Origin of the sequence: Pseudomonas sp. Marseille-P9899, assembly GCF_903166565.1 — a bacterium.
In the GTDB taxonomy this organism is placed as follows: Bacteria; Pseudomonadota; Gammaproteobacteria; order Pseudomonadales; family Pseudomonadaceae; genus Aquipseudomonas; species Aquipseudomonas huaxiensis.
The window spans coordinates 826,925-851,349 of sequence record NZ_CAESCG010000001.1 but is presented as its reverse complement, the minus strand read 5'-3'; the positions used below and the strand labels follow the sequence as shown (position 1 = coordinate 851,349).

Annotated in this window: 26 protein-coding genes and 1 tRNA gene; 16 read left to right on the top strand and 11 right to left on the bottom strand. The window is 63.0% G+C overall.

Annotated elements, in window-relative coordinates; all coding sequences use genetic code 11:
• The first annotated feature begins 9 nt into the window (after window positions 1–9).
• From HWV67_RS03855 to HWV67_RS03845, 3 genes are all read left to right on the top strand, one after another.
• Window positions 10–1,110, top strand: coding sequence for a sigma-54 interaction domain-containing protein (locus HWV67_RS03855; RefSeq protein ID WP_175649999.1), 1,101 nt, complete (start codon window positions 10–12; stop codon window positions 1,108–1,110).
• Window positions 1,111–1,172: 62 nt separating this feature from the next.
• Window positions 1,173–2,309, top strand: coding sequence for an FMNH2-dependent alkanesulfonate monooxygenase (ssuD, locus tag HWV67_RS03850; protein ID WP_110970497.1), 1,137 nt, complete (start codon window positions 1,173–1,175; stop codon window positions 2,307–2,309).
• Window positions 2,306–3,154: an amidohydrolase family protein gene (locus HWV67_RS03845; RefSeq protein ID WP_175649998.1), complete on the top strand. Its 849-nt coding sequence runs from the start codon at window positions 2,306–2,308 to the stop codon at window positions 3,152–3,154. The genes ssuD and HWV67_RS03845 overlap by 4 nt, the downstream gene beginning before the upstream one ends.
• Window positions 3,155–3,242: 88 nt before the next feature.
• Here the strand turns inward: HWV67_RS03845 and ahpF are convergent, their stop codons facing one another.
• From ahpF to HWV67_RS03810, 7 genes are all read right to left on the bottom strand, one after another.
• On the bottom strand, window positions 3,243–4,805 hold the full coding sequence (gene ahpF, locus HWV67_RS03840) for an alkyl hydroperoxide reductase subunit F (RefSeq protein ID WP_175649997.1): 1,563 nt from the start codon (window positions 4,803–4,805) through the stop codon (window positions 3,243–3,245).
• Between the two features lie 117 nt (window positions 4,806–4,922).
• Complete coding sequence (gene ahpC, locus HWV67_RS03835) at window positions 4,923–5,486, bottom strand: alkyl hydroperoxide reductase subunit C (RefSeq protein ID WP_095153783.1); 564 nt, start codon at window positions 5,484–5,486, stop codon at window positions 4,923–4,925.
• 220 nt (window positions 5,487–5,706) lie between these two features.
• Window positions 5,707–7,062 (bottom strand): glutathione-disulfide reductase, encoded by a 1,356-nt coding sequence (gorA, locus tag HWV67_RS03830; protein WP_175649996.1) that lies wholly within the window; start codon window positions 7,060–7,062, stop codon window positions 5,707–5,709.
• Window positions 7,063–7,162: 100 nt separating this feature from the next.
• A complete protein-coding gene (gene galU / locus HWV67_RS03825; protein ID WP_095153785.1) occupies window positions 7,163–8,002 on the bottom strand; it encodes a UTP--glucose-1-phosphate uridylyltransferase GalU in 840 nt (279 codons plus the stop codon).
• Window positions 8,003–8,255: 253 nt separating this feature from the next.
• Window positions 8,256–9,170: a c-type cytochrome gene (locus tag HWV67_RS03820; RefSeq protein ID WP_175649995.1), complete on the bottom strand. Its 915-nt coding sequence runs from the start codon at window positions 9,168–9,170 to the stop codon at window positions 8,256–8,258.
• Complete coding sequence (locus HWV67_RS03815; protein ID WP_175649994.1) at window positions 9,167–9,811, bottom strand: c-type cytochrome; 645 nt, start codon at window positions 9,809–9,811, stop codon at window positions 9,167–9,169. Before HWV67_RS03815 ends, HWV67_RS03820 begins: the two co-directional genes overlap by 4 nt.
• Window positions 9,812–9,991: 180 nt before the next feature.
• Entirely contained in the window at window positions 9,992–10,342 is a 351-nt protein-coding gene (locus tag HWV67_RS03810; protein WP_175649993.1) for a hypothetical protein, read from the bottom strand.
• Window positions 10,343–10,500: 158 nt separating this feature from the next.
• Between HWV67_RS03810 and HWV67_RS03805 the strand changes: the two genes are divergently transcribed.
• The 7 genes from HWV67_RS03805 to csrA all read left to right on the top strand — a co-directional run bounded on the left by HWV67_RS03805 (window position 10,501) and on the right by csrA (window position 15,269).
• Window positions 10,501–10,803 (top strand): DUF1883 domain-containing protein, encoded by a 303-nt coding sequence (locus tag HWV67_RS03805; protein ID WP_110970531.1) that lies wholly within the window; start codon window positions 10,501–10,503, stop codon window positions 10,801–10,803.
• A gap of 5 nt (window positions 10,804–10,808) precedes the next feature.
• Window positions 10,809–10,979, top strand: a complete 171-nt coding sequence (locus HWV67_RS03800; RefSeq protein ID WP_175649992.1) for a hypothetical protein — start codon at window positions 10,809–10,811, stop codon at window positions 10,977–10,979.
• A gap of 33 nt (window positions 10,980–11,012) precedes the next feature.
• A complete protein-coding gene (locus HWV67_RS03795) occupies window positions 11,013–12,086 on the top strand; it encodes an NAD(P)H-dependent flavin oxidoreductase (protein WP_175649991.1) in 1,074 nt (357 codons plus the stop codon).
• Between the two features lie 83 nt (window positions 12,087–12,169).
• Entirely contained in the window at window positions 12,170–12,928 is a 759-nt protein-coding gene (gene modA, locus HWV67_RS03790; RefSeq protein ID WP_175649990.1) for a molybdate ABC transporter substrate-binding protein, read from the top strand.
• Window positions 12,928–13,608, top strand: coding sequence for a molybdate ABC transporter permease subunit (modB, locus tag HWV67_RS03785; RefSeq protein ID WP_110970534.1), 681 nt, complete (start codon window positions 12,928–12,930; stop codon window positions 13,606–13,608). Before modA ends, modB begins: the two co-directional genes overlap by 1 nt.
• Before the next feature lie 3 nt (window positions 13,609–13,611).
• On the top strand, window positions 13,612–14,709 hold the full coding sequence (modC, locus tag HWV67_RS03780) for a molybdenum ABC transporter ATP-binding protein (protein WP_175649989.1): 1,098 nt from the start codon (window positions 13,612–13,614) through the stop codon (window positions 14,707–14,709).
• Between the two features lie 362 nt (window positions 14,710–15,071).
• Window positions 15,072–15,269: a carbon storage regulator CsrA gene (gene csrA / locus HWV67_RS03775; protein ID WP_095153794.1), complete on the top strand. Its 198-nt coding sequence runs from the start codon at window positions 15,072–15,074 to the stop codon at window positions 15,267–15,269.
• A 75-nt stretch (window positions 15,270–15,344) separates the two neighbouring features.
• On the opposite strand, the gene HWV67_RS03770 is transcribed toward csrA, so the two are convergent.
• The 3 genes from HWV67_RS03770 to HWV67_RS03760 are packed head-to-tail and all read right to left on the bottom strand — an operon-like array spanning window position 15,345 to window position 18,325.
• Entirely contained in the window at window positions 15,345–15,713 is a 369-nt protein-coding gene (locus HWV67_RS03770; RefSeq protein ID WP_175649988.1) for a response regulator, read from the bottom strand.
• A gap of 18 nt (window positions 15,714–15,731) precedes the next feature.
• The gene (locus HWV67_RS03765) at window positions 15,732–17,174 is read right to left on the bottom strand and encodes an ATPase domain-containing protein (protein WP_175649987.1); all 1,443 of its coding nucleotides are present in this window, start codon (window positions 17,172–17,174) and stop codon (window positions 15,732–15,734) included.
• The gene (locus tag HWV67_RS03760) at window positions 17,153–18,325 is read right to left on the bottom strand and encodes a two-component system sensor histidine kinase NtrB (protein WP_175649986.1); all 1,173 of its coding nucleotides are present in this window, start codon (window positions 18,323–18,325) and stop codon (window positions 17,153–17,155) included. The genes HWV67_RS03765 and HWV67_RS03760 overlap by 22 nt, the downstream gene beginning before the upstream one ends.
• Window positions 18,326–18,598: 273 nt before the next feature.
• Here HWV67_RS03760 and HWV67_RS03755 point away from each other — a divergent pair, with 273 nt between their 5' ends.
• The 6 genes from HWV67_RS03755 (at window position 18,599) to HWV67_RS03730 (ending at window position 22,383) form a co-directional block, all read left to right on the top strand.
• Complete coding sequence (locus tag HWV67_RS03755) at window positions 18,599–18,796, top strand: hypothetical protein (protein ID WP_175649985.1); 198 nt, start codon at window positions 18,599–18,601, stop codon at window positions 18,794–18,796.
• Between the two features lie 10 nt (window positions 18,797–18,806).
• Window positions 18,807–19,511, top strand: a complete 705-nt coding sequence (locus HWV67_RS03750) for a YoaK family protein (protein WP_095153799.1) — start codon at window positions 18,807–18,809, stop codon at window positions 19,509–19,511.
• 86 nt (window positions 19,512–19,597) lie between these two features.
• Window positions 19,598–19,682: transfer RNA gene (locus tag HWV67_RS03745), tRNA-Leu, on the top strand.
• A gap of 129 nt (window positions 19,683–19,811) precedes the next feature.
• Window positions 19,812–20,021 (top strand): hypothetical protein, encoded by a 210-nt coding sequence (locus HWV67_RS03740; RefSeq protein WP_371929269.1) that lies wholly within the window; start codon window positions 19,812–19,814, stop codon window positions 20,019–20,021.
• A gap of 52 nt (window positions 20,022–20,073) precedes the next feature.
• Window positions 20,074–20,478: a bacteriocin gene (locus HWV67_RS03735; protein ID WP_095153800.1), complete on the top strand. Its 405-nt coding sequence runs from the start codon at window positions 20,074–20,076 to the stop codon at window positions 20,476–20,478.
• 201 nt (window positions 20,479–20,679) lie between these two features.
• Window positions 20,680–22,383, top strand: a complete 1,704-nt coding sequence (locus tag HWV67_RS03730) for an AMP-binding protein (RefSeq protein ID WP_175649984.1) — start codon at window positions 20,680–20,682, stop codon at window positions 22,381–22,383.
• A gap of 47 nt (window positions 22,384–22,430) precedes the next feature.
• On the opposite strand, the gene HWV67_RS03725 is transcribed toward HWV67_RS03730, so the two are convergent.
• Window positions 22,431–24,362 (bottom strand): sigma-54-dependent Fis family transcriptional regulator, encoded by a 1,932-nt coding sequence (locus HWV67_RS03725; RefSeq protein WP_175649983.1) that lies wholly within the window; start codon window positions 24,360–24,362, stop codon window positions 22,431–22,433.
• Between the last annotated feature and the right edge of the window lie 63 nt (window positions 24,363–24,425).

The following is a 24,425-nucleotide window of genomic DNA, read 5'->3' as shown; positions in this document are numbered from 1 at the left end:
GGCCCGTCCATGCAACTGCTGACCCTGCCCCCGTCCCCGGCCCTGGCCACCTCGATCCGCGCCACCGCGCAGGTCTTCGAAGACCCGCACTCGCAGGCGCTGCTCGCCCACCTGCAACAAGTCGCGCCCAGCGAAGCCAGCGTGCTGATCATCGGTGAGACCGGGACCGGCAAGGAGCTGGTGGCACGGCACATCCACAACCTCAGCGGGCGGCGCAACGGTCCGTTCATGGCGGTCAACTGCGGCGCGTTTTCCGAGTCGCTGGTGGAGGCCGAACTGTTCGGGCACGAGAAAGGCGCCTTCACCGGCGCCCTGGCGGCCAAGGCCGGCTGGTTCGAGGAAGCCAACGGCGGCACCTTGTTCCTCGACGAGATCGGCGACCTGCCGATGCCGATCCAGGTCAAGCTGCTGCGGGTCCTGCAGGAGCGTGAAGTGGTACGCCTGGGCTCGCGCAAAAGCATCCCGATCAATGTGCGGGTGCTGGCGGCGACCAACGTGCACCTGGAAAAGGCCATCAACGCCGGGCATTTCCGCGAAGACCTGTACTACCGGCTCAACGTGGTCAGCCTGCAACTACACCCGCTGCGCGACCGCCCCGGCGACATCCTGCCGCTGGCCCGCCACTTCATCGCCGAATACAGCCGGCGCCTAGGCTACGCCGACGTCAGCCTCAGCGAGGAAGCCCGCCAGCGCCTGGCCAGCTACGACTGGCCGGGGAATATCCGCGAGCTGGAAAACGTCATCCACCACACCCTGCTGATCTGCCGCGACAAGGTGATCCGCGCCGAAGACCTGCACCTGTCCAACCTGCGCATCGAGCGCGAGGCCAGCAACCGTCCGCGTGAAGAAAGCGCCGATGAACTGCTGCAACGGGCGCTGCTGCGGCTGTTCGAGGAACAGGGTGAAGGGCTGCATGAAAAAGTCGAGGACGCCCTGCTGCGCGCGGCCTACCGCTTCTGTCACTACAACCAGGTCCACACCGCGCAACTGCTGGGCCTGTCGCGCAACATCACCCGCACCCACCTGATCCGCATCGGCGAACTGGTGGTGAACAAGCGTCGTGCCGCTCCGGGCGGTTTCGATGGCCGGGTGATCAATCTGTCGATCTGAATTCCTAGAAACACCGCTGCCACGCGTGCCTCTCAATCAACGATGGCAATGAGGACAATTTGATGAGTCTCGATATTTTCTGGTTCCTGCCGACTTCCGGCGACACCCGCTACCTCGGTCACTCGGCCAGTGGCCGGCCGGCGACCAATGCCTACATGCGCCAGATCGCCGTGGCCGCCGACCAGCTCGGCTACGACGGCCTGCTGATTCCCACCGGCGCCAGTTGCCTGGACCCGTGGGTCACCGCCGCCAGCCTGGTGCCGGTGACCCAGCGGATCAAACTGCTGGTGGCCCTGCGCACTTCACTGGGCAATCCCACCGCCTCGGCGCGCCAGGCCGCGAGCCTGGACCAGGCCAGCAACGGCCGCCTGCTGCTCAACGTGGTGCCCGGCGGTGATGCCACCGAACTGGCCGCCGATGGCGTGTTCCTCAAGCACGACGAACGCTACGAAGCCTCGGACGAATTCCTGACCATCTGGCGCCGCCTGCTGGAAGGCGAGAACGTCGATTTCGAAGGCAAGCACCTCAAGGTGGAAGGCGCACAGAACTTCTTCCCGCCCGTGCAGAAACCCTACCCGCCGCTGTACTTCGGCGGCTCGTCGCCGGCGGCGCATGAACTGGCGGCCAAGCATGTCGACGCCTACCTGACCTGGGGCGAGCCGCCGGCCGCGGTGGCCGAGAAGATCGCCGATGTCCGCGCCCGCGCCGCCAAACATGGCCGCACCGTGCGCTTCGGTGTGCGCCTGCACGTCATCGTGCGCGAAACCAACGAAGCCGCCTGGGCCGCCGCCGACGAACTGATCAGCCACCTGGACGAAGACACCATCGCTGCGGCGCAGGCCAACTACGCCAAGATGGACTCCGAAGGCCAGCGGCGCATGGCCGCCCTGCACGGCGGCGACCGCAACAAACTGGAAGTGGCGCCGAACCTGTGGGCCGGCGTTGGCCTGGTGCGTGGCGGTGCTGGCACGGCGCTGGTGGGCGACCCGGAAACCGTTGCCGCGCGCCTGCTGGAATACGCCGACCTGGGCGTCGACAGCTTCGTGCTCTCCGGCTACCCGCACCTGGAAGAAGCCTACCGCTTCGCCGAGCTGGTGTTCCCGTTGCTGCCGGGCAAGGGCAAGGTCACCGTGGACGGCGCCTTCACCGGCGGCGCATTCGATATCCGTGCCGGCAAAGGCAAGGAGCAGGCGGCATGAAGATCATCGACCTGCGCTGCCGTCCGGCGTATCTGCATCCGTTCTTCGGCGGCGTGCCGGGCTCGCCCGAGCACGACACCGCACGCTGGCTGAACCGCCGCGTCGGCACCCGTGGCGCGGACAACCACTTCGAGCGCTCACTGTCCCAGGAAGGTTTCCTCGGCGAGGTGCGCGAGGCCGGGCTGTACAAGGCTGCGGTGGTGGGTCGGCACACGCCGTCCCAGCACCTGTCCAACGACCTGATCCACAGCGTGGTGAACGGCCACGCCGAACTGATCGGCGTGGGTGCGGTGGAGCCGGTACTGCAGGAAATCGAAGGCGCAATTGCCGAGATCGACCGCGCCATCGACGTCCTTGGCCTGCTCGCCATCGATCTTGAGCCGGGCTTCGCCGAGCCGGCGCGACACGCGGACGATCCGCTGTACTGGCCGATCTACGAACACCTGCAAAAGCGCGGCGTGCCGCTGTTCATCATGAGCGGCCCGACCACCCCGGACCCGGCCTACAACGACCCCGGTCGCCTGGCCGCGGTGGCCCGGGCGTTTCCCGAGCTGAAGATCGTGGCCAGCCATGGCTACTGGCCGAACGTGCAACAGGCGATCGGCGTGGCGTTCCGCTACGACAACATCCACCTGCTGCCGGACATGTACCTGTTCCAGGCCGGCAGCGAGGCGTATGTGCAGGCGGCCAACGGCTTTTTGGCCGATCAGTTGCTGTTCGGGTCTTCGTACACCTTCCGGCCAATCGCGCAGAGCATCGAGGATGCGCAGAAGCTGGGGTTCAAGGATGAGGTGGTGGAGAAGTTCTTCTACCGGAATGCGGCGCGGGTTTTGAATCTGGCATAACACTTCCCGGGCCATCGCGAGCAAGCTCGCTCCTACAGGTTACCTGTAGGAGCGAGCTTGCTCGCGAAGGGCCCCAAAGCGGCCCTGGTCAGGCCGGCGCCGAAGTGCGGATCAGGTGATCGAACGCCGCCAGCGACGCCTTGGCCCCCTCACCCACCGCAATCACGATCTGCTTGTACGGCACAGTGGTCACGTCACCTGCGGCAAACACGCCCGGCAGGTTGGTCTGGCCACGGGCATCGACGATGATCTCGCCGCGCGGGGTCAGTTCGACCGTGCCTTTGAGCCAGTCAGTATTCGGCAGCAGGCCGATCTGCACGAAGATCCCTTCCAGCGCCAGGTCATGCACAGCGTCGGTGGTGCGGTCCTTGTAGCGCAGGCCGTTGACCTTCTGGCCATCACCCAACACCTCGGTGGTCAGCGCACTGGTGATCACCTTGACGTTCGGCAGGCTGTGCAGCTTGCGTTGCAACACGGCATCGGCACGCAAGTGGCTGTCGAACTCGATCAGGGTTACCTGAGCGACGATCCCCGCCAGGTCGATGGCCGCTTCCACGCCGGAGTTGCCCCCGCCGATCACCGCCACACGCTTGCCCTTGAACAGCGGACCATCGCAGTGCGGGCAGTAGGCCACGCCACGGCTGCGGTATTCCTTCTCGCCCGGCACGTTCATTTCGCGCCAGCGGGCGCCGGTGGCGAGGATCACGGTCTTGGCTTTCAGCGTCGCGCCGCTGGCCATGCGCACTTCGTGCAGGCCGCCATCGGTGGCCGGCACCAGGGCGTCGGCGCGCTGCAGGTTCATGATGTCGACGTCGTACTGCTTGACGTGTTCTTCCAGCGCCGTGGCCAGTTTCGGCCCTTCGGTTTCCTGCACCGAGATGAAGTTCTCGATGGCCATGGTGTCCAGCACCTGGCCGCCGAATCGCTCGGCCGCAACGCCGGTGCGGATGCCTTTACGGGCAGCGTAGATCGCTGCCGCAGCACCGGCCGGACCACCGCCGATCACCAGCACGTCAAAGGCGTCCTTGGCATTGAGCTTCTCGGCCTGGCGCGCATCGGAGCCGGTGTCGAGCTTGGCGACGATCTCTTCCAGGCCCATGCGGCCCTGGCCGAACACTTCGCCATTGAGGTACACGCTCGGTACCGCCATGACCTGACGCGACTCGACTTCCGCCTGGAACAGCGCGCCGTCGATAGCCACGTGGCGCACGTTGGGGTTGAGCACCGCCATCAGGTTCAGCGCCTGGACCACGTCCGGGCAGTTCTGGCACGACAGCGAGAAGTAGGTTTCGAAATTGAATTCACCTTCCAGCCCGGCGATCTGTTCGATCAGCTCGGCGCTGGCCTTGGAGGGGTGACCGCCGACTTGCAGCAGCGCCAGCACCAGCGAGGTGAATTCGTGGCCCATGGGGATGCCAGCGAAGCGCAGGCTGATCTGACCATCCGGGCGATTGAGCGAGAACGATGGGCGACGGGCGTCGGTGCCGTCCTCGCGCAGGGTAATGAGGTTCGACAGGCCGGCGATTTCCCGCAGCAGGTCGTGGAGTTCGCGGGATTTCGCGCCGTCATCGAGGGAGGCGACGATCTCGATCGGCTGAGTGACCCGTTCCAGGTAGGTTTTCAACTGAGTTTTAAGCGTGGCGTCCAACATACGGGCGATTCCTTTTCAAACGGTAGAAATAACAACGCCCGGGCGAAAGCGCCCGGGCGTTTTGCGGGGCGGTACAGCGACTAGGTACGGAGGACCGCCCTCGGCTTTTTCACGGTCTTAGATCTTGCCGACCAGGTCCAGCGATGGCGCCAGGGTAGCTTCGCCTTCTTTCCACTTGGCCGGGCAGACTTCGCCTGGGTGAGCGGCGACGTACTGGGCAGCCTTGACCTTGCGCAGCAGCTCGCTGGCGTCACGGCCTACACCACCGTCGTTCAGTTCGACGATCTTGATTTGGCCTTCAGGGTTGATCACGAAGGTGCCACGGTCAGCCAGACCAGCTTCTTCGATCAGCACGTCGAAGTTGCGCGAGATGACGTGGGTCGGGTCACCAATCAGCGGGTACTGGATCTTGCTGATGGTGTCCGAAGTGTCGTGCCAGGCTTTGTGGGTGAAGTGGGTGTCGGTGGACACGCCGTAGATCTCGACGCCCAGTTTCTGGAACTCGGCGTAGTTGTCGGCCAGGTCACCCAGCTCGGTTGGGCAGACGAAGGTGAAGTCGGCTGGGTAGAAGAACACTACGGACCATTTGCCTTTCAGGTCGGCTTCGGAGACCTGAACGAAGTTGCCGTTGTGGTAAGCAGTTGCGTTGAACGGTTTAACCTGGCTGTTGATGATAGGCATCGGATGTTTCTCCTTCAGGGTTTGTAAAAACTTGATGGAGGAGATCCTAGCCAATAGACCCGATTAATGCTCATTGGCAAAAGTCATGCTGGCGATTGGTTTTGGCTATAACAGGTAGGTATTAATAGAAGGGATTGGTTCATCGCGAGCAAGCTCGCTCCTACAGGTCGGCGTTGCATTGAACTACACGCCTCTGTAAGAGCGAGCTTGTCGGGGCGCCTTAGCGCGTCACCGTCCGCATCGTCACGAACTCTTCCGCCGCCGTCGGGTGCACGCCGATGGTGTCGTCGAACTGCTGCTTGGTCGCCCCGGCCTTGAGGGCGATGCCTAGGCCCTGGACGATCTCGCCGGCCTCCGGCCCGACCATATGGCAACCCAGCACGCGGTCGGTGTCGGCATCGACCACCAGTTTCATCAGGGTCTTTTCTTGCACGTCGGTCAGGGTCAGCTTCATCGGCCGGAAACGGCTTTCGAAGATCTTCACCTGATGCCCGGCTTCCAGCGCCTGCTCCTCGGTCAGGCCGACGGTGCCGATCGGCGGCTGGCTGAACACGGCGGTCGGGATGTTGCGGTAATCTACCGGGCGGTACTCCTCCGGTTTGAACAGCCGCCGCGCCACCGCCATGCCTTCGGCCAGCGCAACCGGGGTCAACTGCACACGGCCGATCACGTCACCAATGGCCAGGATCGACGATTCGTCGGTCTGGAACTCATCGTTGACCCGCACGAAGCCGCGCTCGTCCAGTTGCACCTCGGTGTTTTCCAGGCCGAGGTTGTCCAGCATCGGCCGGCGGCCAGTGGCGTAGAACACACAGTCGGTGATCAGCTCGCGGCCGTCCTTGAGGGTCGCCTTGAGGCTGCCGTCCGGCTGCTGGTCGATGCGCTGGATGTCGGCGTTGAACTGCAGGTCGAGGCCGCGCTTCTCCAGTTCTTCCTTGAGGTGGGTGCGCACGGAGCCGTCGAAACCGCGCAGGAACAGGTCGCCGCGGTACAGCAAGGTGGTGTCGGCGCCGAGGCCCTGGAATATGCCGGCGAACTCGACGGCGATATAACCACCGCCCACCACCAGCACGCGCTTGGGCAGGTCCTTGAGGAAGAAGGCTTCGTTGGAACTGATTGCCAGTTCGCGGCCCGGGATGTCCGGCACCTGCGGCCAGCCACCGGTGGCGATGAGGATGTGGCCGGCGCTGTAGCGCTTGCCTTCGACTTCCACTTCATGCGGCCCGGTGATCCGCGCATGGCCTTCGAGCAGGGTCACGCCGCTGTTGACCAGCAGGTTGCGGTAGATGCCGTTGAGCCGCGCGATCTCGCGGTTCTTGTTGGCGATCAGTTGCGACCAGTCGAACTGCGCGTCTTCCAGCGACCAGCCAAAGCCCGAGGCCTGCTCGAAGTCGTCGGCGAAGTGCGCGCCGTACACCAGCAGTTTTTTCGGCACGCAGCCGACGTTGACGCAGGTCCCGCCCAGATAACGGCTTTCAGCAACCGCCACTTTCGCCCCGTAGCCCGCGGCAAAACGCGAGGCCCGCACACCGCCGGAACCGGCGCCAATCACAAACAGATCAAAATCGTAGGCCATATCAGTCTCCTCGGCAGTTCGCCAGCATAACGCCGGCGGTGGCCATAAACAAAAAAGCCACCCGAAGGTGGCTTTTTTCGTACAGGCAAACGCTACCGGATCAGTAGGCTTTGCCAGTCTTGTAGAAGTTCTCGAAGCAGAAGTTGGTCGCGTCGATGTAGCCTTCAGCGCCACCGCAGTCGAAACGACGGCCTTTGAATTTGTAGGCCATGACGCAGCCGTTCTGCGCCTGCTTCATCAGTGCGTCGGTGATCTGGATTTCACCGCCCTTGCCTGGCTCGGTCTGTTCGATCAGGTCGAAGATGTCCGGGGTCAGGATGTAGCGACCAATGATCGCCAGGTTCGACGGCGCGTCTTCCGGCTTCGGCTTCTCGACCATGCTGTGCACACGGTAGATGTCGTCGCGGATCATTTCGCCGGCGATCACGCCGTACTTGTGGGTTTCCTGCGGATCGACTTCCTGGATGGCGACGATCGAGCAGCGGAACTGCTTGTACAGCTTGACCATCTGGGTCAGCACGCCATCGTTGTCGAGGTTGACGCACAGGTCGTCCGCCAGGACCACGGCGAACGGCTCATCACCGATCAGCGGGCGGCCGGTCAAGATGGCGTGGCCCAGGCCTTTCATTTCGGTCTGACGGGTGTAGGAGAAGGAGCACTCGTCCAGCAGACGACGGATGCCGACCAGGTATTTTTCCTTGTCGGTGCCCTTGATCTGGTTTTCCAGCTCGTAGCTGATGTCGAAGTGGTCTTCCAGGGCGCGCTTGCCACGGCCGGTAACGATGGAGATTTCAGTCAGGCCGGCTTCGAGGGCTTCCTCGACGCCGTACTGGATCAGTGGCTTGTTTACCACCGGCAGCATTTCCTTAGGCATGGCTTTGGTGGCTGGCAGGAAGCGAGTGCCGTAGCCGGCTGCCGGGAACAAGCATTTCTTGATCATATAAGTCCTTAACGAAGGGCTGTGCGTGCGAAATTCGGCGCAGTCTAATCAGGCGGCGAGCACCTTACAATGCCCCACCCGACGGCAACCGTTGCCATCATAGAGAAAACCGGCGGGAGATAGTTCCCGCACGCTGCAAATATTGCTCCGACGCCTGTAATCCGGCGCCTGACGCTGACAGAAAGACGCCGCTTCCAGTGTCGGAAGCGGCGCCCTGGCCATCATTGTGCGACCGCCTCGGCGGTCGCGTCGGTCACTTCCCGGTGCCCTGCCCGATCAGCACGCCCTCGACGGTCTGGCCGTAGAGGTTGACGCCATCGTTGGCATGGAACTTCAGCCGGGTTTTCTCCACCGAACCCTCGACCAGACGCGGGTCCTGCGGGCGTTCATGCTTGTTGATGTAGGCCGCCACGTCCCAGGCCTGCTGATCGCTCAGGCTGCCCGGCTTGCCCAGCGGCATGTTGTACTTGATGAAAGATGCCGCCGTATTGATCCGGTGCATACCTGCGCCCCAATTGTAGGAGTCTTTTCCCCACAAGGGCGGCATCACGTAGTCATTGGCGATTTTCTGCCCCTCACCCTGCCCGCCGTGGCAAATGGAACATTGCTCCTTGTAGAGCTTCTCGCCACGGGCGATGTCGTAGCCCTGGGCCGGCTGCGCCACATCCGGGTAGCCGCGGCCAGGAGGCTCGACACCGATCGGCGCCTTGGTCGACAGCCAGTACGAATACACCGACAACGCGGTGATCTCCTTGCTGTCAGCCGCGGGCGCCTTGCCGTTCATGCTGAACTGGAAGCAGCCCTGGATACGCTCGGCGTAGGTGTTGACCTTGTCGTTTTTCTTGCGATAGGCCGGGTACATCGGGTACGCGCCCCACAACGGCGCCGAGTGCGCCATGCGGCCCTGATCCAGGTGGCAGTTGCTGCACTTCATGCCGTTGCCGACGTAGTCCGGGGCCAGGCGCTTGGTATCGACGAACAGCGCGTACCCGTCGCGGACCATCTTGCCGAAAGCGTTGTCAGGCAATTCGCTTTGTGCGGGAGGAACGAAGAACGGCGTCTTGCTTGCCGCCGGCACTTTCAGTTGCGACTGGTCTTCCATGGCAACCTGCGCGGCATGAGCCGAACCCAGCGAGAGGGCCAGTGCGGAAAAAATGAATGCTTTCATGGCTTGACCCCCTGTCCGCCGGCGAAATAGTCGGCAATGGCCTTGATCTCTTCATCGGTCATGACTTTGGCCACGCCGACCATCAACTGGTTGGGATCGTTGTGTCGGCTGCCATCGCGCCAGGCGTTCAGTTGCGCCGTCAGGTAAGCCGCCGGCTGGTGTGACAGCGGCGGGAAGTGCTCGCCCACACCCACCCCACCCGGACCGTGGCATTGCACGCAACCGGGAATCTGCCGGTCCCAGTCGCCGTACAAGGCCAATTGCTCCACCGGGCTGCTGGCCATCTGCTGACGGCGCACCTCCGGGGTCGCGGGTGCCGGCATGGCCGCCAGGGACTTACTCACCGCGGCGATTTCGTCGTCGGCGAGGGCCTTGGCCAGCGGTTCCATGATCGGGTTTTTGCGGGTGCCGTCGCGGAAGTCCTGCAACTGCTTGCTCAGGTAACCGGCGGGCAAGCCCGCCAATCGTGGAAAACCGGCGGCCGCCATGCCCAGGCCATCCGGGCCGTGACAGCCCAGGCAGGCCATGGCGGCGGGGTTCTGGCCGCCTTGGGTAAAGACTTTCTGGCCTTGGTCGGCATGGGCTGCCGGGAGGGAAAACAACAACAGGCTACTGATCAGGATTCGATCCAGTGGAATCATCACGGAGCTCCATCTTCTGGTTATATGCTTAGACTTAAAAAATATAAGCCTATGGATAGTAGGACTATCCTTTCGCCACTACAACGGCGAAATGCACCGAAAAGGAGCATTAAGATCAGTGAATCGATTAATCAGCGGAGGCAGAAACTACCCGCTGAATCACGGATAGTCGGGGGGAATTCAGCCAGAAATGCAGCGTGTTGCCGCGTTCTTCACGTCGGAAAGACGCAGGGGGAAGTTGTTCAAGCGTTCGTGCAGCTTGATGCTGCTGCCGCTGGAGCGTTCGCTGATATTCAGCACCGCCGCAGGCGCGTCGGACAATTTCTGCGGCACGATGACCAGAATCGAGTTCTTGTTGCGGGTCACTTGCAGCGGACCGCGGCTGTCCTTGAGTTTTTCCTGTACGCACAGCAGATATTGCTCCGGCGACTTGCCGGAAATCACATCCAGGGTTTCAGGGCTCTGTTCCAACTCGGCCACACTGGCGCATCCGGTCAGCGTCAACGCCAAGGCAGGTACAAACCATTTCATTGAATCCCATCTCCCAAATAAAAATACTTCGACCGCTATTAGGCCGTTTTGCTCCCTGCATTGACAGTTTTCTCATCAGGACTGTGATGAAGTCCTACATTCGGCCGACATCTGTTATCGTTTCGCCCTGTCGAAATATCCCCTTGCGGAGCCGTAACATGAAATTCGTACACCAGCGCGAACACCTGAATGAAGACGATATTGTCGTCATCGAATGTTCCCAGCGCTGCAATATCCGCCTGATGAACGACGCCAACTTCCGCAGTTTCAAGAATGGCGGACGACACACCTATCACGGCGGCGCCTTCGACCAATTCCCGGCGAAGATCACGGTACCGAGCACCGGTTTCTGGAATATCACCCTCGATACCGTCACGCCTCGGGCCATTTCGGTTACGCGCAAACCGACGTTCAGCTACAAGATCAAATTCATTCGTCGCTCGTCGTCGCAACTGAGATAAGCCCCATGACCACAACCATCAAGTACGTCATCAAGTACAAGCTCGACGGCGAACGCCGCTGGGACTTCGCCCTTTTGCCGGACAACTCGCAGGAGCAGGCGCTGGAAGCGCTGCGGAAGATCCACGGCGACGACGCCGACAAGATCACCGAGATCCAGGTCAGCAAGGCACTCTGATACCCGCCGAACGCAGCAAGGAGAACACAGACGATGAGCCAATGGCCGGACCGCCGCATTGTTGATCTGCTCGGCATCGAACTGCCGATCCTGCAAGCGCCCATGGCCGGCGCCACCGGCTCGGCCATGGCGATTGCCGTGAGCAATGCCGGCGGTCTGGGTGCCCTGCCGTGCGCCATGCTCAGCGCCGAGCAGATCCGCCAGGAGCTGGAGGCGTTCAGCCAGGCCAGCCGGGGTCCGATCAATGTGAACTTCTTCTGCCACACCCCGCCGCAAGCCGATGCCGAAAAGGCCGAGCGCTGGAAACAGGCGCTCAAGCCTTACTACGACGAAGTCGGCGCTGATTTCACTGCGCCGACGCCGGTCTCCAGCCGCGCGCCCTTCGACGAGGCCGCCTGCGCCCTGGTCGAGCAGTTCAAGCCCGCAGTGGTCAGTTTTCACTTCGGTCTGCCTGAGCCGCGCCTGCTGGCGCGGGTCAAGGCCATCGGCGCCAAGGTGCTGTCCAGCGCCACCACCGTCGCCGAGGCACTGTGGCTGGAGCAACACGGCTGCGACGCGATCATCGCCATGGGCTTCGAGGCCGGCGGCCATCGCGGGATGTTTCTCAGCGATGACCTGAACAGCCAGGTCGGCACCCTGGCCCTCGTCCCGCAGATTGCCGATGCGGTGCGCCTGCCGGTGATCGCCGCCGGCGGCATCGGTGATGCCCGCGGGATCGCTGCGGCGTTCACCCTGGGCGCCTCGGCGGTGCAACTGGGCACTGCGTACCTGTTCTGCCCCGAGGCAAAGATTTCCCCGGCCCACCGCCGCGCGCTGCACACCGCGCAGGAAAGCGACACGGCGCTGACCAACCTGTTTACCGGCCGCCCGGCCCGCGGCATCAGCACGCGGATCATGCGCGAACTGGGCCCGATCAGCGCCCTCGCCCCCGCCTTCCCCCTCGCCGGCGGCGCACTGGCGCCGATTCGCGCGATCAGTGAGCCGCAAGGCAACAGCGACTTCAGCAACCTCTGGTCCGGTCAGGCGCTGCGTCTTGGCGTCGAACTGCCCGCCGAACAATTGACCCGCAAACTGGCGGACGAAGCTCTCGCATTGATTGGTCGCTAAAAACAGGACTTTCCGTATACAAGACAATCGCTATATATTCGCCTATATAGCGATTGGCCTTTACTCACCCACGGAGCTGTTTCATGCGTAAGTGTGCACCTCGTCTTGCCCTGACTACTTTGTTCGCCTTCATGACCCTCAACAGCGCCTGGGCCGATGACGTCCAGGTCGCCGTCGCGGCGAACTTCACCGCGCCAATCCAGGCCATTGCCAAGGACTTCGAAAAAGACACCGGCCACAAACTGGTTGCCGCCTACGGCGCTACCGGACAGTTCTACGCGCAGATCAAGAACGGCGCGCCGTTCGAAGTCTTCCTCGCCGCTGACGACAGCACCCCGGCCAAGCTGGAAAGCGAAGGCGCCACCGTCAAGGGCTCGCGCTTCACCTACGCGGTAGGCACCCTGGCGCTGTGGTCGGCCAAGGAAGGCTATGTCGATGACAAAGGCGCCGTGCTCAAGGCCAACCAGTTCAAGCACCTCTCCATCGCCAACCCGAAAGCCGCGCCTTACGGCCTGGCCGCCACCCAGGTGCTGGACAAGCTGAAACTGACCGAAGCCACCAAGGCCAAGATCGTCGAAGGCCAGAACATCACCCAGGCGTTCCAGTTCGTTTCCACCGGCAACGCCGAGCTGGGCTTCGTCGCGCTGTCGCAGATCTACCAGGACGGCAAGGTCACCAACGGTTCGGCCTGGATCGTTCCGTCCGAACTGCATGACCCGATCCGCCAGGACGCGGTGATCCTCGAGAAAGGCAAGGACAACCCGGCCGCCAAGGCACTGGTTGATTACCTGAAAGGTCCGAAAGCCGCTGCGGTCATCAAATCCTACGGTTACGAACTCTGATGCCACTGGACGCCAGCGACCTCGGCGCAATCTGGCTGACGCTCAAGCTGGCGTCGTTGACGACCCTGATCCTGCTGCTGATCGGTACGCCGATCGCCTGGTGGCTGGCCCGCACCCGCTCCTGGCTGCGTGGCCCGGTGGGTGCGGTGGTGGCATTGCCGCTGGTGCTGCCGCCGACGGTGATCGGTTTCTACCTGCTGCTGACCCTCGGCCCTCACGGGCTGGTCGGCCAGACCACCGAGGCCCTGGGCCTGGGCACGGTCGTCTTCAGTTTCACCGGGCTGGTGATCGGCTCGGTGGTCTATTCCATGCCCTTTGTGGTGCAGCCGTTGCAGAACGCCTTCACCGCCATCGGCGACCGTCCGCTGGAAGTGGCCGCGACCCTGCGCGCCAGTCCGTGGGACACATTTTTCAGCGTGGTGCTGCCGCTGGCCAAGCCCGGCTTCATCACTGCCAGCATCCTCGGCTTCGCCCATACCGTCGGCGAATTCGGCGTGGTGCTGATGATTGGCGGCAACATTCCCGACAAGACCCGTGTGGTCTCGGTACAGATCTACGACCACGTCGAAGCCATGGAGTACGCCCAGGCCCATTGGCTGGCGGGGGCCATGTTGGTGTTCTCGTTTCTGGTGCTGTTGGCGCTGTATGGCAGCCGCGGCGGCAAATCGGCCTGGAGCTGAATGATGGTTGCAATGATCCAAGCCCGGCTGAAAGTGGCCCGCGACGACTTCACCCTGGATGTCGACCTCAGCCTGCCAGGCCAGGGCGTCAGCGCGCTGTTCGGCGCCTCCGGCTCCGGCAAGACCACCTGCCTGCGTTGCCTGGCCGGGCTGGAGCGTGCGGAAGATGCCTACATCGAGGTCGGCGGCACGGTCTGGCAAGACTCCCGCAACAACGTCTTTGTCCCACCGCACCAACGCCCGATCGGCTATGTGTTCCAGGAAGCGAGCCTGTTCAGCCACCTTTCGGTGCGCGACAACCTGGAGTTCGGCTGGCGCCGCATCGACCCGGCCACGCGGCGGATCAGCCTGCAACAGGCCTGCGAACTGCTGGGCATCGACCACTTGCTGGCGCGCAAGCCCGACACCCTCTCCGGCGGCGAGCGCCAGCGTGTCGGCATCGCCCGGGCGTTGCTCACCAGCCCGCGGCTGTTGCTGATGGACGAACCGCTGGCGGCGCTCGATGCCCCGCGCAAGCGCGAGATCCTGCCGTACCTGGAGCGCCTGCATGACGAGCTGCAGATTCCGCTGATCTACGTCAGCCATGCCCAGGAAGAAGTCGCCCGCCTCGCCGATCATCTGGTGCTGCTGGAACAGGGCAAGGTCCTGGCCAGCGGGCCGATCAACCAGACCCTCGCCCGCTTCGACCTGCCGCTGGCGCAGGATGAGGACGCCGGCGTAATCATCGAAGGTCGTACCGGCGCCTACGACGCCGCCTACCAACTCCTCGACCTGCACCTGCCCGACAGCCAACTGCGCCTGCGCATCCCGCACGCGCCGCTGCCGCCGGGGTCTTCATTGCGGATCAAGGTCCAGGCGCGCGACATCAGCCTGAGCCTCGCCGAAGACACCCAATCGAGCATCATCAACCGCCTGCCGGTGACCCTTCGCGCCCTCAGCCACCTCGGCAACCCGGCGCAGGTACTGGTCAGCCTGGATGCTGCAGGCCATCCGCTGCTGGCGCGGGTCACGCGGTTTTCCAGCGATCAGTTGGGGCTGCACGAAGGTCAGCAGTTATGGGCGCAAATCAAGGGTGTGGCGTTGCTGGGTCACCGCGCCTGAAAACGTGGCGGCGCTATTGCGGAGAAAGAGCGCCCAGCAATCAAGAATCAATCTCATTTGTTGAACTTCTTAATACCCCCACAAATTGAATGCTAAATGTCGAAAGTTTCTCTTTTTATAAGAGAAATTTCCCATATGCGTTCAACACCCCTATGCTTGCCGGGTGGAAAATCTCGCGTCGCGAAATTCCCACCTGCCCAGTCGACGCCCAACCTAAAAAAGACACTCGCAAATATTTTGTTCGGGGAATTAATTTTCAACGAATGCGTCTTTAATGAAGGGAAAGAGGGAAGCGTCTCCCAGCGCCCCTGTCCTCTGTGGGTACCGCCTGCGAGGCATTTCAAGTTACCAAGGAGAAATACATGCTGATACTCACCCGCAAGGTTGGCGAAAGCATCGTCATCGACGATGACATCAAAGTCACCATTCTAGGTGTCAAGGGGATGCAAGTGAGGATCGGCATCGATGCACCGAAACACGTTCAGGTGCACCGTGAAGAGATCTACAAACGCATTCAGGCCGGCAGCCCGGCGCCGGAAAAAGGAGAAGACCATTCATAAGTTGTTTGCATGAATCGAGTCGCACGGATGCGCTTGGTCCCACCTCGCCGGACCCGCGGATTGAACTGAGGGGTTTCATCCCCCAGGTGGCCGGACGAGCCCCTGAACCATGTCAATCAGCGTTTCAGGATCGAAGGGTTTATCCAGCACACCGTCGAACAATTCTGGACTCTTGCGAGCGATATCGCTCTGTGCGCCACTCATGAGAATGATGGGCATGCCTTTGTATTGTGGGTCGGCGCGTAGTTTTCGGGCGAGTTCTTCGCCATTCATCACCGGCATCATCCAGTCGGTGATCAGCAGCTCGACCCGTGTTTTTTTCAGCACTTCGAGTGCCTTTGCACCGTTGGTGGCTTTCTCGACCTGAAAGCCCGCATCCTCCAGCACAAAACCGAGGATGTCGGAAATGATGTACTCGTCGTCGACCACCAGAATTGTGCTCATGATTTCAGACCGCGGCCCTCAGGACCGTTCCAGTGGCTGCGCCGTGCCGGAGAGCACTGCGGTTGCCTCGTTGAACGCCTCATGCAGCTCCACCCCTCCTGCACCAATCACCACTTCCAGTAGCGCCGGGTCGTAACGGCTGTCGCGCACTTTCAAGATCGACAGCACCCTTTTTAGCTCCGAGCCCAGCTCCACGAAGCGCATCAACAGCAGGTTGTCGACGATGCTCGACAGCTCCGGCGCCGGGGCGTTGATTTCCGAGCCGAAGATGTCGCGCATTTCCCACGTAGCCAGCACCGTCACGTCGTGGGCCCGCAGTTCGCCCATCAGGGCGCGGAAAAATTCGTTCAAGCGCTCCGGACGCGTTGCCAGCCTGGCGAAGCCGCCGAGGTTATCGATCAATACCCGCTTGATGCCGTGCTCGCTGACCTGGCGCAACAAGCGTGCGCCAACATCATCCAGCAGGCCCTCAGTGGTTGGCTGCCAGGCAATTCGCAGGGCGCCATCGCGCTCCATCGCCGCGAAATCAAGGCCCAGAGCCGCCGCCTTCATCCGCAAGCGCGGCGCTGGCTCATAGAAACCGAAATGCAGTCCGGGCGCCTCTGGCGTCGCGGCGCCGAGAAAACTCATCCCGAGCGAGGTCTTGCCGCTGCCCGACGGGCCCATTGCCAAGGTCACCGAGCCTTGCGCCAGACCGCCGAGCAACAGGCGGTCGAGGCAGGCCACGCCGCTGCCGACACGCTTGAAGGTCTCGCTGCCCATACCTGACGGACGAGCGTACAGCGCTTCCAGCCGCGGATAGACCCGCAGGCCATCGCCGGTGATCTCGTACTCATGCAGCCCGGACAGCGCGCCACTGCCTCGGGTCTTGCGCAACTGGATGCGGCGCACCGCGCGAGCGCCATGCAGGTCTTCGCCCAGCTCGATCACGCCATCGACCATGGTGTGCTCGGGACTGTCGTCCTCCAGGTGGCTGCTGGTCAGCAACAGCAATGTGCAGTTGGCGAAGGCCGCGTGGGCCTGCAGCTCGGAGATGAATTTCTTGGTGTCGAGCACGGTCTCGGCCCGCGAGCGCGCGTTGAGCAGGCCATCGACGATCAACAACGAAGCGCCCTGGCGAGCAATCTCGCCGCGCAGCAGGCGCACCACGGCTTCGAGGCCGTCCTGATCGAGGGTGTCGAAGGCACTGATGAACTGGATCTGGTCGCCGATTTTGGTCGCGTCGAAAAACGACAAGGTCGACAGGTACTGGAACAGCCGCTCGTGGGACTCGCTCAGCAAGGTCGCGACCAACACCCGGCCACCATGACGCACATGGTTGAACGCCAATTGGTTGGCCAGCACCGTCTTGCCGGAGCCAGGCCGGCCCTGGACGATATAGGCAGAACCCGCGATCAGGCCGCCCTTGAGCAGGTCATCGAGGCCTTTGATACCTGTCGCTACACGCTGGAGCTGTTCCACGGTGCACTGCCCTCCCCGCTATCCGAAAGCGGCAGACACAGCGTCATACAGGTGCCTTGTCCCGGCTCACTGTCGACCCAGATGCCGCCATTGCTCTGCTTGGCAAATCCGTACACCTGGCTCAAGCCAAGGCCCGTACCCTGGCCGAAGCCCTTGGTGGTGAAGAACGGCTCGAAAATCCGCGGCAACACCTCCGCAGAAATACCCTTGCCGGTATCGGTGACACTGATCAGGGCGAACGGCCCGCACAGGTTTTCGCGTTCGCCCAGCAACACCTGATTGCGCGCCCACAGGCGGATCTCGCCGCCGTCTTCCATGGCATCCCGGGCATTGAGCACCAGGTTGAGCAGCACCATCTGCAACTGCCCGGCATCCACTTCCACCGGCAGCAGGTTCTCATCGCACTGCACGTGCAGTTCGATGCCTTTGGGTAGCGCCTGGTACAACAGCGCGCGGATCGCCTCGATCACCTCCGGCAAATTGACGCTCACCACTTCCAGCTCCTTGCGGCGGGCGAAGCTGAGCAATTGCTGGGTCATCTGGCTGCCGCGCTGCCCGGCATCGAGCACATGCTCAAGCAAGCGCTGGGTGCGTTGCGGATCCTGGCTGTTCATGGCGAGCTTCGCCGAACTGATGATGATGGTCAGCAGGTTGTTGAAATCGTGGGCCATGCCCCCGGTCAACTGGCCGAGCGCTTCGAGCTTCTGCGACTGGAACAGTTGCGCGCGCATCGCATCGAGTTGCAGGGCGGCTTCACGGCGGTCGGTGATGTCGCGGGTGATCTTCGCCAGGCCAATCACTTCGCCTTCCGGCGAGCGCACCACATCCAGCGCCACCAGCGCCCAGAACTGCGTGCCGTCCTTGCGCACGCGCCAGCCTTCATCCTGGGCACCGCCGCTGCTCAACGCTTTGTTCAAGAGGAACAGCGGACGGCCATCGGCACAATCCTGCTCGGTGAAAAACAACGAGAAATGCTGGCCAATGACTTCCTCGGCACGGTAGCCCTTGATGCGCTCGGCCCCCGCGTTCCAGGAAATGATGTAGCCGTTGAGGTCCATCATGTAGATGGCGTAGTCGACCACGGTCTGTACAAGTTGTTCGTACAGACTGGTGTGCATGCTGTGCAGGTCCAGTCGCTCGGATGGAGCCATTGCTGAGTCCGCTGATGATGATTGAAGTGTAGCTACAGCATACTCTGAGGATGGCTCTTAGTGAGCCGTATTCCTACATCCATGTTCATCAGCTCCTACATGCACATCTGCACCGACCATGAACAGGCCCTGCAAACACTGCGCTGGATCAAGGTATAGCGCCATTGGCTGCACACCGCCTCCTGAGAATGCCGGCAAGTTGCTATAGTCCCTCCGTCCGGCAGGTACAACAGACAAGCGGTCGAGGAAGGGATCTTGGTAATAAACACGCGCATGCAACGTATTCATGATGATCTGGAGCACACGGCCGACGGGATGGAACGCTTGGCGAAAGGCCTGGCTGGGCATGCTGTCTACCTGCAGAACTCGGTCCACGCCGCCGATGCGGTCGAAGTCAACGAACGGGTCAGCGGCCTGACCGCCTCGATCAACGAACTGCGCGCCGTAGCCAGCGCCATCGAACCCAGCTGACCCGCCCGGCATGCTGCCAGAACACCCCGCAGGCCAGCGCAGACCCCACGCCCTGCGCTTGTACCGACTGCGCGGCCGGGTCGGGCTGTTCTTCGTTGGCGGCCTTTCGGTATTGGCCGGCATGACCGACGCCATTGGCTTCCTGGCCAGCGGCGACTTCGTCTCCTTCATGAGCGGCAACACCACCCGCCTGGCCGTGGCATTCAGCGACGGCCAGTTCGATCTGGTCGCGCGCCTGGCGCTGCTCATCGCCACCTTCGTCATCGGCAACGCACTGGGCGTCATGATCGCCCGCTCCAGCCGCAAGCGCGCCTGGCCGTTGCTGGCGCTGACCGCCCTGCTGCTGCTCGCCGCCGCCTTGTGCGGTAAACAGTTGGAACTGCTGGCGATGCTGGCGGCGATCCTGTCCATGGGCATGCTCAATGCCGCAGTCGAAGAAGTGAACGGCCTGCCCATCGGCCTGACCTACGTCACCGGCGCGCTGTCACGCTTCGGGCGCGGCCTCGGCCGTTGGTTGATGGGCGAGCGGCGCCCTGGCTGGCGCATGCAGTTGGTGCCGTGGAGCGGGATGCTGTTCGGCGCGGTGCTCGGCGGCTGGCTGGAACACCACCTGGGTTTTGCCGCATTATTGGCCAGCAGCGTCCTGGCAGCCATGCTCGGACTGGCCTCGATGATGATTCCCAGGCGGTGGGTGCAACGTTACATGGCGCGGTGAGTATTCGTCTTACCCGTTGACGCGAATATAACGATGAGTTATAAAGCGCGCTTGATTTGAGAGACCTCGTGAATCTCGATCAACCTGCGAGTGTGGTGGAATTGGTATACACAGCAGACTTAAAATCTGTCGGCGTGAGCCTTGCGGGTTCGAGTCCCGCCACTCGCACCACCTTTTGAGAAAAGCGCCTTCATGGCGCTTTTTTCATATCTGCCAATCACTTGGCTGTCCCTCTGCAACAAATCCTGAAAAACGCGGTCATACCTACGCCATCGAATACCGCCCCCGCGGTTAGAGGAAATGACCGTGCTGACCCGTCTTGCTCAACTGTCCCTGCTGGCCGCGATCCTGGTTTCCGCCGGCTGCGCCCATCATCACCACCATGACCGCAACGACGGCTGGCGTGGCGACCGTGACCAGCACCGCTGGCAGGATGACCGCCGCGACCGCCGCTACGACGACCGCTATGACCATCGCCGTGATGATCGCCGCTACCGTGACGACGACTGACCGGCTGCTTTCCACTTTTTCCTGATTGCCCCCACTGCCAGAGGTTTCGACCATGCGTTTTTCACTGCCTACCCTCGCTCTAGGTATCTTGATGTCCCAGGCGGCACTGGCCGGTGACGGCACCACCGCGATCGGCGGCGGCCTTGGCGGCGCGCTTGGCAATGTCGTCGGTCAACAGATCGGTGGCAGCACCGGCGCGGCCATTGGCGCCGGCCTGGGTGGCGCAGCTGGCAGCGCCGTCGGCGCGAAGAAGGGCAACCGCACCGAAGCGGCCCTGGGCGGCGGGCTGGGCTCGGCGGGCGGCTCGCTGATCGGTGGCAAACTGGGCGGCTCGACCGGCTCTACCGTTGGCGCAGGCCTGGGCGGCGCAGCCGGGGGGGCGCTGGGCAACCACCTGGCCGACGACAACCGTGACACCGGCAAACGCAAGCACAAGCGTCGTCATCGGCACCGTTGAGTAGGTGATGGCCGCAAGGGGCACTCTTGAGAGGGAGCGCCCCTGTCCCACTTTGAAACACCCCCTCGCCCACCCTGCAAATTTGCACATTGCACCGGCTTTTATGTGAATTCTGCTCTCATAAACGCGCGCCTATACTCGGCCCAACCCCCGGTTTCCTGACCAGGCGGGACCGACAACAACAATCAAGGCACGCCCCTCATGAACTCAGAACGCCACGCCTTTCTTGCCGCCCGTGATTTCCTGCTCGCCCACCGTACCGACTACGAAACCGCCGTACGGGATTTCCGCTGGCCCAGGCTTGAGCGCTTCAACTGGGCGCTGGATTACTTCGATCACATGGCCAGCGACAACACGGCCCCAGCCCTGTGGATCGTCGAGGAAGACGGCAGCGAACGCCGCTACAGCTTTCATGAGATGGCGCAGCGCTCCAACCGTGTGGCGAACCACTTGCGCGCGCTGGGCGTAAAGCGCGGTGAACGCATTCTGATGATGCTCGGCAACGACATCGCCCTGTGGGAAAGCATGCTCGCCGCCTTCAAGCTCGGCGCCGTGGTGATCCCCGCCACCGCCCTGCTGACCGCGGAAGACCTGCGCGACCGCATCGAGCGCGGGAACGTCCGCCACTTGATCGTCGGCGCCGCCAACCTGGAAAAATTCGCCGGCCTCGGTGACGACTTCACCCGCATCAGCGTCGGCAACCAGGCAGACGGCTGGGTGCCCCATACAAACGCCGAAAACCACAGCGCCACGTTCATCGAGGAAGGCGTGACCCGCGCCACCGACCCGATGCTGCTGTACTTCACATCAGGCACCACCTCCAAGCCGAAAATGGTCCTGCACAGCCACCAGAGCTATCCGGTGGGGCACCTGTCCACCCTCTACTGGATCGGCCTGCAGCCCGGCGATCTGCACCTGAACATTTCGTCTCCCGGCTGGGCCAAGCACGCCTGGAGTTGCTTCTTCGCCCCGTGGAATGCCGGCGCCTGCGTGTTCATCCACAACAACCCGCGCTTCAACGCCATCTCGCTGTTGCAGGTGCTGGAACGCTACGGCATCACCAGCCTGTGCGCGCCGCCCACGGTCTGGCGCATGCTGATTCAGGAAGACCTCGCCAGCTACCGCGGCCGCCTGCGCCTGCGGGAACTGGTCGGCGCCGGCGAGCCGCTCAACCCGGAAATCATCGAGCAAGTGCAACACGCCTGGGGCCTCGACCTGCGCGACGGCTTCGGCCAGTCGGAAACTACCGCGCTGGTCGGCAACACCCCCGGCCAGCTCCTCAAGCCCGGCTCGATGGGCCGCCCGCTGCCCGGCTATCAGGTCAGCCTGCTCGACCCCGACGGCCTGCCCGGCAACGAAGGCGAAGTCGCCCTGCCGCTGGCGATACGGCCGCTGGGCCTGATGCTCGGCTACGAAGACAGCCCGGAGAAAACCGCCGAAGTCATGCGCGACGGCTACTACCGCACCGGCGACACCGCGCAGATCGACGCCGACGGCTACATCACTTTCGTGGGTCGCGCCGACGATGTGTTCAAGGCGTCCGACTACCGCATCAGCCCGTTCGAGCTGGAAAGCGCACTGATCGAACACCCGGCAGTGATGGAAGTGGCAGTGGTGCCGAGCCATGACCCGGTGCGGCTGGCAGTGCCCAAGGCGTTCCTGATTCTGGTCCACGACCAGGTGGGCAGCGCGGAGCTGGCGCACAGCATCCTCGCCTTCGCCCGCGAACACCTGGCGCCGTACAAACGGGTGCGGCGCATCGAGTTCGTCACCGAGTTACCCAAGACCATCTCCGGCAAGATCCGCCGGGTAGAACTGCGGCAGATGGAAGTGCAGCGCCGGCAAGGCGACAGCCGCGGCGAGCACGAACACTTCGAAGAAGACTTCCCGCACCTCAAAGGTTGAATGCTACCCGGCCCTTTCACGACAGCGCGTCGCGAAAGGGCCGATCCTCAAGCGCCCTGCTCCATCTCCTTCATCTTCCGGTACAAGGTCGCCCGACCAATGCCCAGTCGCCGTGCGGCGGCGGACAGGTTGCCGTTGCACGCGGCGATGGCCGCACGAATCGCCCGTTGTCCGGACGCCTGCAACGTACCGCCAGGCCCCTCCTCGGCTTCGACTTCCAGCGCCTCGCCAACGGGTTGCGGCGCAAACCGCAGTACCTCATCCGGCAGGTGCTGCAAGCCAATCCAGCCGTCCTCATCCGCCAGCGCCACAGCCAGGCGCAGCGCCTGATGCAACTGGCGAATATTGCCCGGCCAGGAATACGCCAGCAGCGCACGCAAGGCCGGCGCGTCCAACACCGGTGGCGCTGAGCCGGCCGATTCGCTGAGCAACAAGTGCTGGATCAGTTGCGCCAGATCGCTGCGCTCGCGCAGCGCCGGCAGGCTGACCCGCAGGCCGTTGATGCGGTAATAGAGGTCTTCGCGAAAACCCTGTTCCTGGGAAAGCTGGAGCAGGTCGCGGTGGGTCGCGCAGATCAGCGCGAAGTCCACTTTCACCACGCTGTTGCTGCCCAGCCGACTGAGGTTTCGCTCCTGCAGTACCCGCAGCAACCGCCCCTGCAATTCCAGCGGCATATCACCGATTTCATCGAGGAACAGCGTGCCGCCGTCGGCCAGTTCGATCTTGCCCGAGGCGCCGCCCTTGCGGCTGCCGGTGAACGCACCTTCGACGTAACCGAACAGTTCCGACTCGATCAGGCTGGCCGGAATGGACGAACAGTTGATCGCCACGAACGGGCCTGTGGCGCGGCTGCTGCCGTCGTGCAACAGGCGGGCGAAAACCTCCTTGCCGGTGCCGGTCTCGCCATTGATCAACAGCGGAATGTTGCGGGCAAAGGCTTTACGCCCGCGCTCCAGTGCCGCGCTGACTGTCGGGTCTTCCAGGCAAGGCCCGTGCCCGGCAGGCTCGCCGCGCTCGGCGGTAACCGGCGGATGCGCTGGCCGGCGCGATTGCACCGAGGCGTTGCCCGGCGTGGCGGTCAGGCAGGCGTTGAACAGCCCGCCCCAATGGGTCTGCAGCCGGAAAGGCACGCTGAGGTCATAACGCCGATAACACAGCGCATGGGCAAACGGCATGTCGAACAGCTCGCTGAAATCCATGCCCGGCTTGAGCCCCGGCGGATGGAAAAGCTGATGGGCGATCCGGTTCGCACCCTTGAGCTGGCCCGCCTGATCGAAGGCCAGCAGCCCTTCCATCGGCGTGCCGAGAATATCCAGACGACCATGCAAGTGCACCAGCAGCACGCTGCCCAACTGGCTGAACAGGCGACGTTCGATGGCGCGCGCGGCGATCACCAGGGACTCTAGCGTATACAGCGAGGCTTCCACACCTTTGCGGCTGGCATCCAGCACCCCGACGATGCCGCCGTCGACGCCAAAGATCGGCGTCGCCATGCAGGTGAAGGCGCGCGCTTCCTCCAGATAATGCTCGGAGCCGGCGATGATCACCGACTCCTGCTCGGCCAGCGCACAGCTCGGCGCCGTGGTGCCCACCAGGGTTTCCAGAAACTGCGCGCCCTGGCGAAACACTTGGTTCAGCTCCTGGCTGGCGCCGTTGGACTTGCCCATGGAGCTCAGCACCACGCCGTCCAGATCGATGCAGGCCAGTACCCAGTCTCGCGGCGCGAGCGAGGCATGCAATTGCTCCATTTCCGGCCGCGCGGCGTCCAGCAGCGAACCGCCGTAATCGCGCAGATGCCCGGGGCGGACCGCCACCGGCGCATCGAACAACACCCGGTCGCGGGTGCGGATCCCGTAGCGCTGCGAACGCTCCCAGGAGCGCTCCACCAGTTGCGAACCAAAGGCGCAGTTGCGCGCTTCGATCGCGGTAATGACGTTCACTTCACGCTGGGCAGAAAAAGGGTCATCGGGCTTGTTCATTCCATTGCCTCGAAACGGCTGTCTCAGTCCGGTACAGCCCTCACCCCAGACAACTGCCTCAGC

Coding starts and splice junctions, on each gene's coding strand:
- HWV67_RS03855 (WP_175649999.1), top strand. CDS start 10: ATGCAACTGCTGACCCTGCCCCCGTCCCCGGCCCTGGCCACCTCGATC.
- ssuD (WP_110970497.1), top strand. CDS start 1,173: ATGAGTCTCGATATTTTCTGGTTCCTGCCGACTTCCGGCGACACCCGC.
- HWV67_RS03845 (WP_175649998.1), top strand. CDS start 2,306: ATGAAGATCATCGACCTGCGCTGCCGTCCGGCGTATCTGCATCCGTTC.
- ahpF (WP_175649997.1), bottom strand. CDS start 4,805: ATGTTGGACGCCACGCTTAAAACTCAGTTGAAAACCTACCTGGAACGG.
- ahpC (WP_095153783.1), bottom strand. CDS start 5,486: ATGCCTATCATCAACAGCCAGGTTAAACCGTTCAACGCAACTGCTTAC.
- gorA (WP_175649996.1), bottom strand. CDS start 7,062: ATGGCCTACGATTTTGATCTGTTTGTGATTGGCGCCGGTTCCGGCGGT.
- galU (WP_095153785.1), bottom strand. CDS start 8,002: ATGATCAAGAAATGCTTGTTCCCGGCAGCCGGCTACGGCACTCGCTTC.
- HWV67_RS03820 (WP_175649995.1), bottom strand. CDS start 9,170: ATGAAAGCATTCATTTTTTCCGCACTGGCCCTCTCGCTGGGTTCGGCT.
- HWV67_RS03815 (WP_175649994.1), bottom strand. CDS start 9,811: ATGATTCCACTGGATCGAATCCTGATCAGTAGCCTGTTGTTGTTTTCC.
- HWV67_RS03810 (WP_175649993.1), bottom strand. CDS start 10,342: ATGAAATGGTTTGTACCTGCCTTGGCGTTGACGCTGACCGGATGCGCC.
- HWV67_RS03805 (WP_110970531.1), top strand. CDS start 10,501: ATGAAATTCGTACACCAGCGCGAACACCTGAATGAAGACGATATTGTC.
- HWV67_RS03800 (WP_175649992.1), top strand. CDS start 10,809: ATGACCACAACCATCAAGTACGTCATCAAGTACAAGCTCGACGGCGAA.
- HWV67_RS03795 (WP_175649991.1), top strand. CDS start 11,013: ATGAGCCAATGGCCGGACCGCCGCATTGTTGATCTGCTCGGCATCGAA.
- modA (WP_175649990.1), top strand. CDS start 12,170: ATGCGTAAGTGTGCACCTCGTCTTGCCCTGACTACTTTGTTCGCCTTC.
- modB (WP_110970534.1), top strand. CDS start 12,928: ATGCCACTGGACGCCAGCGACCTCGGCGCAATCTGGCTGACGCTCAAG.
- modC (WP_175649989.1), top strand. CDS start 13,612: ATGGTTGCAATGATCCAAGCCCGGCTGAAAGTGGCCCGCGACGACTTC.
- csrA (WP_095153794.1), top strand. CDS start 15,072: ATGCTGATACTCACCCGCAAGGTTGGCGAAAGCATCGTCATCGACGAT.
- HWV67_RS03770 (WP_175649988.1), bottom strand. CDS start 15,713: ATGAGCACAATTCTGGTGGTCGACGACGAGTACATCATTTCCGACATC.
- HWV67_RS03760 (WP_175649986.1), bottom strand. CDS start 18,325: ATGGCTCCATCCGAGCGACTGGACCTGCACAGCATGCACACCAGTCTG.
- HWV67_RS03755 (WP_175649985.1), top strand. CDS start 18,599: ATGCAACGTATTCATGATGATCTGGAGCACACGGCCGACGGGATGGAA.
- HWV67_RS03750 (WP_095153799.1), top strand. CDS start 18,807: ATGCTGCCAGAACACCCCGCAGGCCAGCGCAGACCCCACGCCCTGCGC.
- HWV67_RS03740 (WP_371929269.1), top strand. CDS start 19,812: ATGACCGTGCTGACCCGTCTTGCTCAACTGTCCCTGCTGGCCGCGATC.
- HWV67_RS03735 (WP_095153800.1), top strand. CDS start 20,074: ATGCGTTTTTCACTGCCTACCCTCGCTCTAGGTATCTTGATGTCCCAG.
- HWV67_RS03730 (WP_175649984.1), top strand. CDS start 20,680: ATGAACTCAGAACGCCACGCCTTTCTTGCCGCCCGTGATTTCCTGCTC.
- HWV67_RS03725 (WP_175649983.1), bottom strand. CDS start 24,362: ATGAACAAGCCCGATGACCCTTTTTCTGCCCAGCGTGAAGTGAACGTC.